Raw genomic sequence first — 13701 nt, 5'->3', positions numbered from 1 at the left:
CCGCGAAGGCGCACTGCTGTCCGGGATTTTCAGGTCTCGGCCAGTTTGAGGCTGAGTTGGCGGTCTGGGGGTCGTTTTTGCGGTGGCCGTGGCGTTGTCGGACAGCGATTGGTGGTGTCGAAAGGTTCGAAGAGTGCAACCTTGAGCCTGACCTTGAGAGCCTTCGCACCGCCAACGTGGTTTTTGGCGTAGGTGTTCTGGAACAGGCGCAACAAGCAGAAGGCAATCAATGCCGTGTAGATCTGAATTCTGACGGCATTCTCGGAGCGACCGAAGAATGTCTTCATCTTCAGGTTCTGTTTGATCCACTTGAAGAACAACTCAATCTGCCAGCGCTCCTTATAGAGATCGGCGATCTCCTGGGCAGTCCGGTGAAGATCATTGGTGATCAGATGGAGTGGTTCCTTATCCGGACGCGCCACCACCACTTCACGAAGTTCGGTGTCGTAGAGCGGGTTGGTCGCGCCGCCGCGCGGCTTCCTATGGCCGATCTTCACCCGGCGGTCCGCTGCGATGGTGTCGCCAACCGCCTCGATGGTTCGCTCCACCCGGCGGCGGGCATTGCTCTTCAGCCGGGTCACGAACAACGCCCCTGCAATGGTGATCTCATGCCACCAACCGTAATCCGTGTATCCCTTGTCGAAGACGTAGGTGGCGCCGGCAACGAACGGCAGGCGCCGCGCCACCTTGATTTCGCTGAGCTTGGGCGTTTCCACGGCAAAATGGACCGGTGTCGCCGCCCGCGGATCGTAGGCCAGATGCAGCTTCAGGCCACGGCAACGAGAATCGGCTTCGGCCCAGTCGAAGCGGCGGTCCCGCAACATGATCGCAGAGCCGTCGATCAGCCGCACCAACTCCCGGCTTTCCTGACGCGCCGATCGGGCCAAGCCGCCCATGACCTGTTCGGCAATCTCCCGGAACACCGCCGCAGGCCGGGCCGCCGAGGCATCGCTGAGCGTGCTCTTGCTAACCGGCCGCAGCCCGGTGTGGTAAAGCCCTGCCGGTTGGGCCGCCAACCCCTCTGCAATCTCGCGAAGGCTCGTCAGCCCGGCGAACTGGGCGAAAAGCATCGCCTTGAGGTGCCGCTGGCACGTCCAGCCCTTGTCCCCCGTCCCAACCCCATGATTGCCCCGGTGCCGCGCCACAATCCCGTTCACCACACGACGGTCCAGAGGTTCCACAAGGCGCAAAAATCCGCTAGCTTGGAACGGCACGGCAGACCTCAAAATCTATGTTTGGCGACTGCGATTTTGGGCCAGAACTCTGGCTTTGTCTGCCGTGCAGCTTCAATCCATCCAAAAATCCCGGACAGCAGTGCGCGAAGGCGGGAATCCAGACTTCGTAAGCATTTGCGCTGGAGAGCCTGAATCCCCGCCTCCGCGGGGATGACGGGAAGTGCAGGAAATTCCAATGACTTAACCATGCGGAGAGGCGGACGGTCGCCGCCCCCGTCCTACGCCGACCGCGCAGGCGCGGCGTCGTCGATCAGCAACTGCACACCCTCCGACCCGTTCCAACGGTCGATGCGCAGCACGCCGGCAAGGTGAAAGGGGGTGCCGCGGCCGGTCAGCAGGGCTTGGCCCATGTCGCTGTCCAGCGCGCGGAAGGCGATGGCCTTCAGCCGGGCGCCGTCGTTGCCTTGCAGGATGCAGCGGACATGGTTGGCGCCCACCACGTCGGCGCGCACGACGCGGGCGTCGGCGATGGCGAAGCGCGGTTCGGAGTTGCCGGTGCCGTAGGGGCCGAGCTTGTCGAGCATGGTCACCAGACCGACGCTGGCGCCGCCGACCGACAGGGCGCCGTCCAGTTCCAGCGTCGGCACCAGCGGGGCGGCGGCGACCTGTTCGGAGATCCGGCTGTGCAGGAAGTCGCGCAGAGCGTCGATCTTGTCGCCGGCCACGGTGAAGCCGGCCGCCATGCGGTGGCCGCCGCCGGCCAGCAGCAGTCCCTCCTGCCGGGCGGCGATCACCGCGGAGCCCAGATCGACACCACGGACCGAGCGGCCGGACGCCTTGCCGATGACGGTGCCGTCGGCGGTTTCCTCCAGGGCGACGACACAGGCGGGGCGGCTGTAACGCTCCTTCAGGCGGGCGGCAACGATGCCGATGACACCGGGATGCCAGCCGGCGCCGGTGACGAAGACCAGATCGGTCTCGCGTCCCGCCTCGGCGGCGACGCGCTCCAGCGCCTCGTCCAGCACCGCTTGCTCGATGGTGCGGCGTTCGGCGTTGTGGCCTTCCAGACGCTGGGCGAGTTCCATCGCCTCGATGGGGTCGTCGGTGGAGAGCAGGCGGGCGCCGAGGTCGGACGCGCCCACCCGGCCGCCCGCATTCACGCGGGGGCCGAGGACATAGCCGGCATGGTAGGCGTCGGGCTTCTCCTTCACGCCGGCCACATCGGACAGGGCGGCGAGGCCGGGATTGGCGCGGCGGGCCATCACCTTCAGCCCCTGCGCCACCAGCGCGCGGTTGAGACCGGTCAGCGGAACCACATCGCACACCGTGCCGAGAGCGACGAGGTCGAGCCATTCCATCAGGTTGGGCTCGGCCCGGTCGCGGTAGAAGCCGGACTGGCGCAGCGCACGGTTGACGGCGACGATGGTGATGAAGGTGACGCCGGCGGCGCAGAGCGTGCGATAGGCGCCGTCCTCGTCCAGCCGGTTGGGGTTGACCAGAGCGACGGCGGGCGGCAGGCGCGGTTCGGCGGCGTGATGGTCGAGGACGACCACCTCCAGCCCGGCGTCGGCCGCCGCCTCCAGGGCGGCGAAGGCGGAGATGCCGCAATCGACGGTCACCACCAACCGCACCCCCTCCCCTTTCAGCCGCAGCAGCGCCGCGGCGTTCGGGCCGTACCCTTCGGTGATGCGGTCGGGGACATAGACGCGGATGTCGGCGCCGAGCGAGCGGAAGAAACGGCGCAGCAGCGCGGCGGAGGTGGCGCCGTCGACGTCGTAGTCACCGAAGACTGCCACCGGCTCCCCATCGCGAATGGCGCGGGCGATGCGCTCGGCCGCCGGATCCATGTCGCGGAAGCGCGAAGGGTCGGGCAGCAGCGCCTTGAGCGTCGGGTTCAGAAAGGTTTCACAGGTGTCGTCGGTGACACCACGGGCGGCCAGCACCCGGCCGACGATCTCCGGCAAACCACGGCCCTGGGTGAGCGCCTGCGCCTGCCGCTCGTCGCAGGGCCGCGCCTGCCAGCGCTTGCCGGACAGGGAGTTGGCGACGTTGAGAAAGGCGGCGGCTTCGGTCATGGCGGTGCTGCACGGTCGCTGGGATGGGTCCACAGCCATAGCAGACATAGGCGTGCGGCGCACGGGTGGGTGTGGGCAGGGGTGGGATGTCGTCGGCTTCGGAGCCCCCTCCCCATCCCTCCCCCGCTTCGCGGGAGAGGGGGCAGGACGCTTGGCGGCGTTGCTTTAATGGCGAAGCGGCGGCAGTCCCCTCTCCCGCCAAAGGCGGGGGAGGGTTAGGGAGGGGGCATCCATGGCCGAACTTACGCCGCCCGCATCCACACCGCCGTGTCGTGGAACGCAGCACCTCCGGCCGGCGGGATCGGTTCCGGTGAGGTCAGGCTGTTGATGCCGATGCCCTCGACGAAGGCGCTGTTGGGCCAGATGCCTTCGACGATCACCACGCCGCGCGGCACGCCGTCGAAGGGCTTGGCATGCACCAGCACGCTGCCCTGCGGGTTGCCCAACCGAACCGCGTCGCCGTCCGCCAGACCCAACCCGGTCGCGTCATCCGGGTGGATCAGCGCGGTGGGGCGGCCTTCGCGACGCTGGGCAGTCAGCGTCTCGGTGAAGGAGGTGTTGAGGAATTGGCGGGCCGGGGCGGTGACCAGACGGAACGGGTGCTCCGCGTCGGCATCGCGGCCGGGGGGCATGTGGTCGGGCAGTTCCGGCATGCCGCCATAGGGGCCGAGCGCCGCCCAATCGGGGGCGAAGCGGAACTTGTCATCCGGGTGGGCGAAGCCGTTGAGGAAGTGCGAGGTCTCGAAATCCGGCTGGGCGTCGATCCAGCGGTTCTCGCTCAACGTCGCGGCGTCACCAAGGTCGGAGGCCTTCAGCATGGCGTCGATGATCTCCAGCGCGGTCATGCCGAAGCCGGGATGCTCGGCACCGACGCGGCGGGCGACTTCGGAGATGACCCAGTGGTTCTCGCGCGCCTCGAATTGCGGCTCGATCACCTTGCGGCCGATCAGAATGTGCATCTGGCCGCCGCCGCGGTAGATGTCGTCATGCTCCAGAAAGGTGGTGGCGGGGATCACCAGATCGGCCAGCTTGGCCGTGTCGGTCATGAACTGCTCGTGGACCGCGACGAACAGATCCTCGCGCAGGAAGCCCTGGCGGACACGGGCCGAGTCCGGGCAGATCGTCGCCGGGTTGGTGTTCTGGATCAGCATCGCCGTCACCGGCGGGCCGCTGGTCAGGTCGCGCGGGTCGCCGGTCAGCACCGCACCGATGCGCGACTGGTCGAAGCTGCGGACGCTGGTGTCGAGGCGGTCCAGCCCCTCCGACAGGGTCTTGTCCAGCTTGTAGATGCCGGACGAGCAGTAGAGCGCGCCGCCGCCCTTGTGCTGCCAGGACCCGGTGACGACCGGCAGGCAGGACACGGCATGGACCTGGGCGGCGCCGTTGTGAGCGCGTGACAGGCCGTAGCCGATGCGCAGGTAGGACCGCTTGGTGGTGCCGTAGAGGCGGGCGAACGCCTCGATCTCCGCCACGGTCAGTCCGGTTATGGACGCCGCCCATTCGGGGGTGCGGATGGCGAGATGCGCCTCCAGCCGGTCGGTGCCGGCGGCGAGACGGTCCAGATACGCGCGGTCGGCGTAGCCGTCGCGGAACAGCACATGCATCACCGCGCAGGCCAGCGCCCCGTCGGTGCCCGGCCGCAGCATCAGGTGCAGGTCGGAAACTTCGGCGGTGCCGGTGCGGTAGGGGTCGATGGTGACCAGCTTGGCGCCGCGGCCTTTGCGGGCACGGCTGACATGGGTCATCACGTTGACCTGGGTCGCCACCGGGTTGCCGCCCCAGTTGACGATCAGGTCGCTCTCCGCCATCTCGCGCGGGTCGGCGCCACGAATGTCGCCATAGCCGGCGAGCCAGCCCATGTTGGCCGGCGTGTCGCACACCGTGCTAGTCTGGCGCGAATAGCCCTTGGCATGGCGCAGGCGCTGGATGGCGCCGCGCTGCACCAGACCCATGGTGCCGGCGTAGAAATAGGGCCAGACCGCTTCGGGGCCGTGGGTGCGCTCGGCGGTCAGGAACGAATCCGCGATGCGGTCCAGCGCCTCGTCCCAGCCGATCTCCTTCCACTGGCCGGAGCCCTTGGGGCCGCTGCGCAGCAGGGGCGTCTTCAGCCGGTCTGGGGAATGCACCCGCTCGGCGTAGCGGCTGACCTTCGCGCAGATGACGCCGGCGGTGTAGCTGTTCTCCGCCGCGCCGCGCACCTTGCCGATGCGGTCGGGGGCGAGGCGTTCCACCTCCAGCGCGCAGGTGCTGGGGCAGTCGTGCGGACAGGCGGTGGGGAGGAACTGGGCCGGCAAGGCTAACCTCTGGTCTGGCTGGCGGCGGGAGAAGACCGCAAGTTTAGGCCCGGCCGCGCGTCCGCTTCAATGCACAACAATGTATGGGTACAATAACGAAGGGCCGCGAAGCCCAATTCCGGACTTCGCGGCCCCTGCCGTTTCGACGAGAAAATCCCCTGACGACTTGTGGTCTACCCTTATCGGTTCACATGGCCCCGATCAGGCGCGGGAACCACAGCGAAATCGCGGGCACATAGGTGACGAGGCCGAGGAAGATCAGCATCGTCAGCAGCCACGGCCACACCGCCACCGTCAGTTCGGTGATGCCCATCTTGGTGATGCCCGACGCGACGTAGAGGTTCAGGCCCACCGGCGGGTGGCACATGCCGACCTCCATGTTCACGATGATCAGGATGCCGAAATGGACCGGGTCGATGCCCAGCGACATCGCCACCGGGAACAGGATCGGCGCCATGATGAGGACGATGGACGACGGCTCCATGAAGTTGCCGGCGGCCAGCAGCACGATGTTCACCACCAGCAGGAAGACCCACACACCCAGATGCTGGCTCTGGATCCAGGCGGCCATTGCCTGCGGGATCTGCTCCGACGTCATGACGAAGGAGAAGAGGACGGCGTTGGTGATGATGTAGAGCAGCATCGCCGACATGCTGGCGCTGTCCAGCAGCACCTTCGGCACCCGGCTGAGCGGCATGTCGCGGTAGACGAACACCGCCACGATGAAGGCATAGACCGCGGCCATCGCCGCCGCTTCCGTCGGGGTGAAGACGCCGGTGTAGATGCCGCCCATCACGACGACGATCAGCAGCAGGCCCCAGAAGCTCTCGCGGAAGGAGCGCCAGCGCTGGCCGGCCGACGCCTTGGGCAGGCGGGGATAGCCGTACTTGCGGGCGCGGTACCAGGTGGTGAAGCCGAGGAAGGCGGCCAGCATCAGGCCCGGCACGACGCCGGCCAGGAACATCTGGCCGATGGACGGCGCCTGCGGGTGGCCGGTGGTGGCGACGCAGTACATCACCATCACGATCGACGGCGGGATCAGGATGCCGAGCGCGCCCGAGGTTGTGACGATGCCGGCGCCGAAATTCTTCGGGAAGCCCTGGTTGACCATCGCCGGCAGGATGATGGAGCCGATGGCCACCACCGTCGCCGGGCTGGAGCCCGACACCGCCGCGAACAGGGCGCAGGCGAGAACGCCGGCCAGACCGAGGCCGCCGTGCCAATGCCCGACCATCGAGGTGGCGAAGTTGATCATGCGCCGGGCGACGCCGCCGTGGGTCAGGAAGTTGCCGGCCAGAATGAAGAACGGGATCGCCATGATCTCGAACTTCTCGATGCCGGTGAACAGCTTCAGTGCCACCGCCGCGATCGGCACGTCGGTCATGGTGAACAGGAAAGTCAGTACCGTCAGGCCGAGCGAGATGGAGATCGGCATGCCGGTGAGCATCAGCGTCAGCAGCAGCCCGAAGATGATGGCGGCGTTCATGCCGGGCCTCCTTCATTCGCGGCTTCGACCGGGTCGATGCCTTCGACCTGGGCATGATCGTGGTGGGGCAGCTCGCCGGTCCGGATGAAGGTCCAGGCGACCTGAAGGAAGCGGAAGCACATCAGGTAGGAGCCGAGCGGGATCGCCAGATAGATGATCCACATCGGCCATTCCAGATCAGCCGACACCTGCTCCGTCTCCGACATGTGGTAGACGAAGGTGGCGCCCAGCGTGCCGACGACGCCGGTGAACAGGGCGCCCGCCAGCAGGCCGAAGATGACGAAATAGCCGCGGATATCCGGCCGCAGCCGGTTGATCACCACGTCCACGCCGACATGGATGCCGGTGCGCACGCCATAGGCGGCGCCGAACTTGGCCATCCACACGAACAGGTAGATGCACAGTTCCTGGGCCCAGGCCAAATTCCAGTGGATGACGTAGTCCTGGATGTAGGGCACGCCGGAAAGATAACGGTGAAGGACGGCCGCGAAGATGACGAGCGTCGCCACCGCCATGAGCGAGGCGATCAGCGTCTCCTCAAGGCGGTCGAGCAGTTTCATGAGCATGTCGGGGGGATCTCCCGGTCGGCGGAGATGGTCTGGTACGCTGGGGAGGCGCCGCAAAACCCACGGCGCTCGGTCTGGCCGTCATCCTCGCGCAGGCGGGGATCCAGGCGACTGCCGCAGCGAAAGCACCGGAAAGGCTGGATTCCCGCCTTCGCGGGAATGACGGCCGAATAAGGTGGACGTCGCGTTGGAGCGGGCGACGCCTTCCGACGGGAAGGCGCCGTCCCCTCGCAAGTCCTTACATCTTGAAGCCGGCGGCTTCGGCTTCCTTGTAGATCGATTCGATCAGGTCCTTGCCGACGCGGGATTCGGCTTCCTTGTGGACCGGCTTCAGCGCCTTCATCCAGGCCTCGCGCTCGGCCTTGGTCTGGGTGTGGAACTCGGTCTTGCCCGATGCCTTCATCTGGGCCAGCGCGACGTCATTCTCGTTCTGGGCGATGTCGTTGGCGTAGTCGGTCGCCTCCTTCATCGCTTCTTCCAGCTGGGTGCGAACGTCGGCCGGCAGGCCTTCCCAGAACTTCTTGTTCACGATGACCGCATAGCCGAGATAGCCGTGGTCGGTCAGCGTGGCGTACTTCTGCACCTCGTGCATCTTCTGGGTGTACATGTTGGACGGCGGGTTCTCGGTGCCGTCGACGACGCCGGTCTGCAGCGCCTGATACACTTCGGAGAAGGCCATCACCTGCGGCAGGGCGCCGAGCGCGCGCATCTGGGCGTCCAGGACCTTGGACGACTGGATGCGCATCTTCAGGCCCTTGACGTCCTCCGGCATGATCAGCGGCTTATTGGCGCTCATGATCTTGAAGCCGTTGTCCCAATAGGCGAGGCCGATGATGCCCTTGGACTCCAGCTTCTTGAACAGCTTCTTGCCGATCTCGCCCTTAGTGACGCGCTGCAGGACTTCCTTGTTCGGGAAGATGTAGGGCAGGTCGAAGACCTCGAATTCCTTGGCGCCCAGCGGGCCGAACTTGGCCAGCGACGGGGCCAGCATCTGCACGGCGCCCAGCTGCAGCGCCTCAAGCTCTTCCTTGTCCTTGTAGAGCTGGCTGTTCGGATAGACCTCGACCTTGACCTTGCCGGCCGTCAGCTTCTCGGCCAGTTCCTTGAACTTCTCGGCACCCTTGCCCTTCGGCGTCTCCGGCGCGACGACGTGGCTGAACTTGATAACGATCTGGTCCTGGGCCCAGGCCGTCGAAATGGCCATCGGCGCCGCCATCATGCAGCCGACCGCAGCCGCGCACAGGAGCTTCACGAGTTTCATGGGTGCGTCCCCCTTCCGGTGTTGATTGTCGACAGTGCGGATTGTTCCGCCCCGTACTTGTCGCGCATTGTTCATGATCGGACGAATTGCGGCTATTGTGGATATCCGCAGAGTCGGCCTATCCCACTTTCGTCCGGTCCCGCCATCCCCCGCCGCCACACTTTCGTGTCCATTCCAATGTCGAACCCGCTCCGCCCCGGCTCCTCCCCTGCCCCTGCCCGCCCCTCCTTGAGCAATTTCGGGCGGGCGGTGCGGCACGCCATGCCGGTGGTGGCGATGGCCCTGGTCGTGGTGCTGCTGGGCGCCTTCCTGTGGCTGCTTCAGCGCAACGAGCGCGACGAGGAGGCGCTGGCGCTGATCAAAGACGCGCTGTGGGTCGAGCAGAACCTGCATTTCCAGCTCGCCTCCGACGAGGACAAGCTGGAGCGGCTGGCGGAGACGCTGGGGCGCACCGAAGTGGATATGCGGCAGTTCGCCGCAATGGCCCGGCTGGTGGTGAACACCAACCCGGCGATCGAACGGGTGCTGTGGCTGGACGCCCAGGGGCGCACCCAACTGGCCGAGCCGCCGCTGCCGGGGAACGGCGCGGCGGCCGGGGAAAATGCGGCCAAGGAAAATGCGGATGGGGACGACAGCCGGCTCGGCGGGCTGAGCCGGACCGACGCCGTGCGCATCGCCCGCTCCTCCGGCCTGCGCGCCCACAGCGCTCCCTATCGGGTCGATGCCGCCAATCATGGTTTCGACGCCGCCTTCCCGCTGTTCCGCGACGGCAAGTTCGTCGGCGCGCTGGTCGGCGTCTTCTCGTTCGAGGCGATGCTGACCCACCATGTCCCCTGGTGGTTCGCCCAGCGCTATCAGCTGGAGGTGATGGACGCGCGGGGGGCGGTCCTGGGGTCGAAGTCGCGGATGTCGGTGCCGGGGTCGATGGCGGGGCCGGCGCCGGACCCGGCGCGCAGCCACGTCATCCCGTTCGACCCGCCCGGCCACGGGCTGTCGCTGGTCGCCACCGCCTATCCCAGCGATTCGAACGTCATGCGCACGGTGCTGGTGGCGGCGATCTTCGCGCTGACCGGATCGGCGCTGTGGAGCCTGTGGTCGCTGCGCCGCCACATCGCCGGCCGCCTGCGCGCCGAGGAGGCGCTGCGCGAGGAGCACGCCTTCCGCAAGGCGATGGAGGACAGCCTGACCGTGGGCATGCGCGCCCGCGATCTGGAAGGGCGCATCACCTACGTCAATCCGGCCTTCTGCAAGATGGTCGGGCTGGAGGCCGAGGATCTGATCGGACGCGGCCCGCCGGCGCCCTACTGGCTGCCGGAGGAGATCGACCAGGCCGAGGCCGCCTTCCATGATGTGCTGGCCGGCCGCGCGCCGGAGAGCGGGCTGGAGATGCGGTTCCAGCGCCCCAACGGCGAACGCTTCGACGCCCTGATCTACGAGGCGCCGCTGATCGACGCCAACGGGCGCCAGACCGGGTGGATGGGCTCCGTCCTCGACATCACCGAGCGCAAGCGCGCCGAGGAGCTGGCCCGCCAGCAGCAGGAGCGGCTGCAGCAGACCTCGCGCCTGATCACCATGGGCGAGATGGCCTCCACCCTGGCGCATGAGCTGAACCAGCCGCTGTCGGCCATTGCCAGCTATTGCACCGGCTGCCTCAACCGCCTGCGTTCCGACCGCTGCGACACGCAGGAAGTGGCGGCGGCGCTGGAGAAGCTGGCGGCCCAGGCCAAGCGCGCCGGGCTGGTGGTGCGCCGCATCCATGATTTCGTGCGCAAGCGCGATCCGAAGGTCGCCCCCTGCTCACTCGCCCGCGTGCTGGAGGACTGCGTCGGGCTGGCCGGCAGTGACGCCGCGAGGCTGGGCGTGCGGGTGGAGCTGGACGCCCCGGCCGACCTGCCGCCGGTCACCGGCGACCGCATCCTGCTGCAGCAGGTGGTGCTGAACCTGATGCGCAACGGGATCGAGGCGATGGCCCGCACCCCGCGCGCCGACCGCCGGCTGACCGTCACCGTCCGCTTGGCCGGCGGCGATGACTGCGGACAGGCCGGCGACGGCGAAGGCCGCGTGCTGCTGACGGAGATCCGCGACCATGGCTGCGGCATCGCGCCGGATGTCGCCGACCGGCTCTTTTCCCCTTTCTTCACCACCAAGCGCGAAGGTATGGGCATGGGCCTGAACATCTGCCGCTCCATCGTCGAGCACCACCGCGGCCGGCTGTGGTTCGAGGCGGTGGCGGACGGGGACGGCCCGGAGGCAGTCCCTGCGGGAACGCGCTTCCTGTTCACCCTGCCCGTTCACGCTCCGGCTGCGGACCGTCTTCCCGACCGCACCGCGCCAGACAACACCTCTCAAGACAACACCGCCGAGGCCGCCGAATGACCACGCTCCACATCGTCGACGACGACGAGGCCATCCGCGACGCGCTCGGCTGGCTGTTCCAGTCGCGCAACGTTCCGGTGGCCGGCTGGCCGTCCGCCGAAGCCTTCCTGGAGGCATGGCGGCCGGACACCGCCGGCTGCCTGCTGCTGGACATCCGCATGGAGGGGATGAGCGGGCTGGAGCTGTTCGACCGGCTGCTCGCCAAGGGTTGCCGCATGCCGGTGATCTTCCTGACCGGCCATGGCGACGTGCCGATCGCCGTCGGCGCCCTGAAGAAGGGAGCCCGCGATTTCGTGGAAAAGCCCTTCAACGACAACGAACTGGTCGACCGGGTGATCGACGCGCTGGCCTTCGACGCCGAACAGCGCGAGCGCGAGGCGGGACAGGCGGGGCTGACGGCCCGGCTGGCCACCCTGACCCAGCGCGAGCGGCAGGTGATGGAACTGGTCGTCGCCGGGCGGCTGAACAAGGTCATCGCCGACGAACTGGGCATCAGCATGCGGACGGTGGAGGTCCACCGCAGCCATGTGTTCGAGAAGATGCGGGTGAAGACGGCGGTCGAGCTGACACGGCTGCTGACCGGCGCGTCCTGAACGGCCCCTCCCGAGCGGCCCCTCCCGAACGGCAGGGCCCGATTGGGGGAAACCCGCGAAGTCGGCGGACGTCGCTGGAGTCGGTGCGGATCCCGTACTACTCTGCCCTGCCACTCCGGTGGTTTTACGCAGTGGTTTGGAGCATCCGCGGTTGCGTTTTCGGTTACCCAGTTCCCTGCTCGCCATCGGTCTGGCCGTGGTCGCGCCCCTGCTGCTGTTCGGCGCCGTTCTGGTCTGGCAGCTGGACACGCGCGAACGGGCGGAGACGGAGGACGCGCTGCAATCGGTGGCGCAGTCGCTGTCGCTGTCGGTCGACCGCGAACTGGCCAGCCAGCTGCGGCCGCTGGAACTGCTGGCATCGCTGCTTCAGCCCAATGTCGACGACCTGAGGACCCTGTACCAGGAGACGACCACCGCCACCCACAGCCAACCGGGCTGGCTGGCGATGGGGCTGATCGACGCCGACACCGGGCGCTTCGTCTTCCACACCCATTACCCGCTGGGGGTCCAGCCGCTACCGCCGCCGCGGCTGGACGAGGTCACCCGACATGTCGTCGAAAGCCGCCGCGCGGTGATCGGCGGCGTGCTGCCGCCGGGTGGGCCGCCGGGCCGTCCGTCGCTGATCCTGCGCGCGCCGATCATGCAGTTCGACCCCGTGCGCCAAAGCGACCGGGTGCGGTATATCCTGTCGCTGGCCGTCGGGCTGGAGGGGCTGAGCGGCGCGCTGCGAACCCGCGACACCCCGCCGGAATGGACGGTCACGGTCATCGACCCGACCATGCTGATCGCCGCCCGCTCCCACAACGCCGCCGCCTATCTGGGCCAGAAGACCTATGCGGCGCTGGAGGCGCGGATCCGGACCGGCAGCAACCGCATGTTCCTCGGCAGGACCAAGGATGGGGTGGAGGTCCATGCCGTCATTCACCGCTCCCCGGAAACCGGCTGGTCGGTGGTGCTGGGCGTGCCCTCTGATATCGTTCAGCGAGAGTTGAACGCCACCCGGATGACGGTGGTCGGCGGCGGCGCCCTGGCCTGCGCGGCGACGCTGATGCTGGCCCTGCTGGTGACGCGCGCCTTTCGCCGCCGCCGCAGCGCCGAGGAGGAGGTGCGCCGCGCCCGCGAGGCGGTGTTGATCGAACAGCGCCGCCGGCTGGAATCGGAAAAGGAGCATGCCGAGGCGGCCAACCGGGCCAAGAGCGACTTCCTGGCCAACATGAGCCACGAGCTGCGAACGCCGCTGAACGCCATCATCGGCTTCGCCGAGGCGCTGATGTCCGGCATCTTCGGCGCCGCCCCGCCCAAACATGTCGAGTATCTGTCGGCGATCCACCAGTCCGGCCGCCACCTGCTGGACCTCGTCAACGAATTGCTGGACATGGCCAAGATCGAAGCCGGCCGGCTGGAGCTGTTCCCGGCCAACGTCGCGCTGGACGAGTTGCTGGACGACTGCCTGGGGCTGGTGGAGGCGCTGGCCCTGCGCAAGGGCGTGACGCTGACCGGCGGCGCCATCGCGAAGAACCTGCGGGTCACGGTGGACGGCGTGCGCATGCGTCAGGCGGTGCTGAACGTCCTGTCCAACGCCATCAAGTTCACCCCGCCGGGCGGCGCCGTGCGGGTGGAGGCGGCCCCCGGTCCCGACGGCACGGGCGCGGTCATCGTGATCGCCGACACCGGCGTCGGCATGACCGCGGACGAGCTGCTGATCGCGATGGAGCCGTTCCGTCAGGTCCACAATTACCTGACCAAGGCGGAGGCCGGCACCGGGCTGGGCCTGCCGCTGGCCCGCCGCTTCATCGAGGCCCATGGCGGCACCCTGAGCCTGGACAGCAGCCCCGGCGTCGGCACCGCGGTGACGATCAGGTTGCCGTAGGGGGC

At 67.7% G+C, this 13701-nt stretch carries 9 protein-coding genes; 3 read left to right on the top strand and 6 right to left on the bottom strand.

The window, feature by feature from the left end; translation table 11 throughout:
* Positions 1-29: 29 nt before the first annotated feature.
* From M5E06_RS03155 to M5E06_RS03130, 6 genes are all read right to left on the bottom strand, one after another.
* Positions 30-1181 (bottom strand): IS4 family transposase, encoded by a 1152-nt coding sequence (locus M5E06_RS03155; RefSeq protein WP_353654323.1) that lies wholly within the window; start codon positions 1179-1181, stop codon positions 30-32.
* Between the two features lie 272 nt (positions 1182-1453).
* Positions 1454-3250: a single-stranded-DNA-specific exonuclease RecJ gene (recJ, locus tag M5E06_RS03150; RefSeq protein WP_252137128.1), complete on the bottom strand. Its 1797-nt coding sequence runs from the start codon at positions 3248-3250 to the stop codon at positions 1454-1456.
* A 242-nt stretch (positions 3251-3492) separates the two neighbouring features.
* The gene (locus tag M5E06_RS03145) at positions 3493-5544 is read right to left on the bottom strand and encodes a molybdopterin-containing oxidoreductase family protein (RefSeq protein ID WP_252137127.1); all 2052 of its coding nucleotides are present in this window, start codon (positions 5542-5544) and stop codon (positions 3493-3495) included.
* A 187-nt stretch (positions 5545-5731) separates the two neighbouring features.
* Entirely contained in the window at positions 5732-7030 is a 1299-nt protein-coding gene (locus M5E06_RS03140; protein ID WP_252137126.1) for a TRAP transporter large permease, read from the bottom strand.
* Positions 7027-7596 (bottom strand): TRAP transporter small permease, encoded by a 570-nt coding sequence (locus M5E06_RS03135; protein ID WP_199230955.1) that lies wholly within the window; start codon positions 7594-7596, stop codon positions 7027-7029. The genes M5E06_RS03140 and M5E06_RS03135 overlap by 4 nt, the downstream gene beginning before the upstream one ends.
* 238 nt (positions 7597-7834) lie before the next feature.
* Positions 7835-8857, bottom strand: a complete 1023-nt coding sequence (locus M5E06_RS03130) for a TRAP transporter substrate-binding protein (protein ID WP_252137125.1) — start codon at positions 8855-8857, stop codon at positions 7835-7837.
* A 177-nt stretch (positions 8858-9034) separates the two neighbouring features.
* Here M5E06_RS03130 and M5E06_RS03125 point away from each other — a divergent pair, with 177 nt between their 5' ends.
* The 3 genes from M5E06_RS03125 to M5E06_RS03115 all read left to right on the top strand — a co-directional run bounded on the left by M5E06_RS03125 (position 9035) and on the right by M5E06_RS03115 (position 13696).
* Complete coding sequence (locus M5E06_RS03125) at positions 9035-11233, top strand: two-component system sensor histidine kinase NtrB (protein ID WP_252137124.1); 2199 nt, start codon at positions 9035-9037, stop codon at positions 11231-11233.
* Positions 11230-11826 (top strand): response regulator transcription factor, encoded by a 597-nt coding sequence (locus M5E06_RS03120; protein ID WP_109153252.1) that lies wholly within the window; start codon positions 11230-11232, stop codon positions 11824-11826. Before M5E06_RS03125 ends, M5E06_RS03120 begins: the two co-directional genes overlap by 4 nt.
* A 151-nt stretch (positions 11827-11977) precedes the next feature.
* A complete protein-coding gene (locus M5E06_RS03115) occupies positions 11978-13696 on the top strand; it encodes a sensor histidine kinase (protein ID WP_252137123.1) in 1719 nt (572 codons plus the stop codon).
* Positions 13697-13701: the final 5 nt, after the last annotated feature.

Source organism: Azospirillum sp. A1-3 (assembly GCF_023806445.1).
In the GTDB taxonomy this organism is placed as follows: Bacteria; Pseudomonadota; Alphaproteobacteria; order Azospirillales; family Azospirillaceae; genus Azospirillum.
This window is presented reverse-complemented; position numbering and strand designations above follow the sequence as displayed.

Coding starts and splice junctions, on each gene's coding strand:
- recJ (WP_252137128.1), bottom strand. CDS start 3,250: ATGACCGAAGCCGCCGCCTTTCTCAACGTCGCCAACTCCCTGTCCGGC.
- M5E06_RS03140 (WP_252137126.1), bottom strand. CDS start 7,030: ATGAACGCCGCCATCATCTTCGGGCTGCTGCTGACGCTGATGCTCACC.
- M5E06_RS03135 (WP_199230955.1), bottom strand. CDS start 7,596: ATGCTCATGAAACTGCTCGACCGCCTTGAGGAGACGCTGATCGCCTCG.
- M5E06_RS03130 (WP_252137125.1), bottom strand. CDS start 8,857: ATGAAACTCGTGAAGCTCCTGTGCGCGGCTGCGGTCGGCTGCATGATG.
- M5E06_RS03125 (WP_252137124.1), top strand. CDS start 9,035: ATGTCGAACCCGCTCCGCCCCGGCTCCTCCCCTGCCCCTGCCCGCCCC.
- M5E06_RS03120 (WP_109153252.1), top strand. CDS start 11,230: ATGACCACGCTCCACATCGTCGACGACGACGAGGCCATCCGCGACGCG.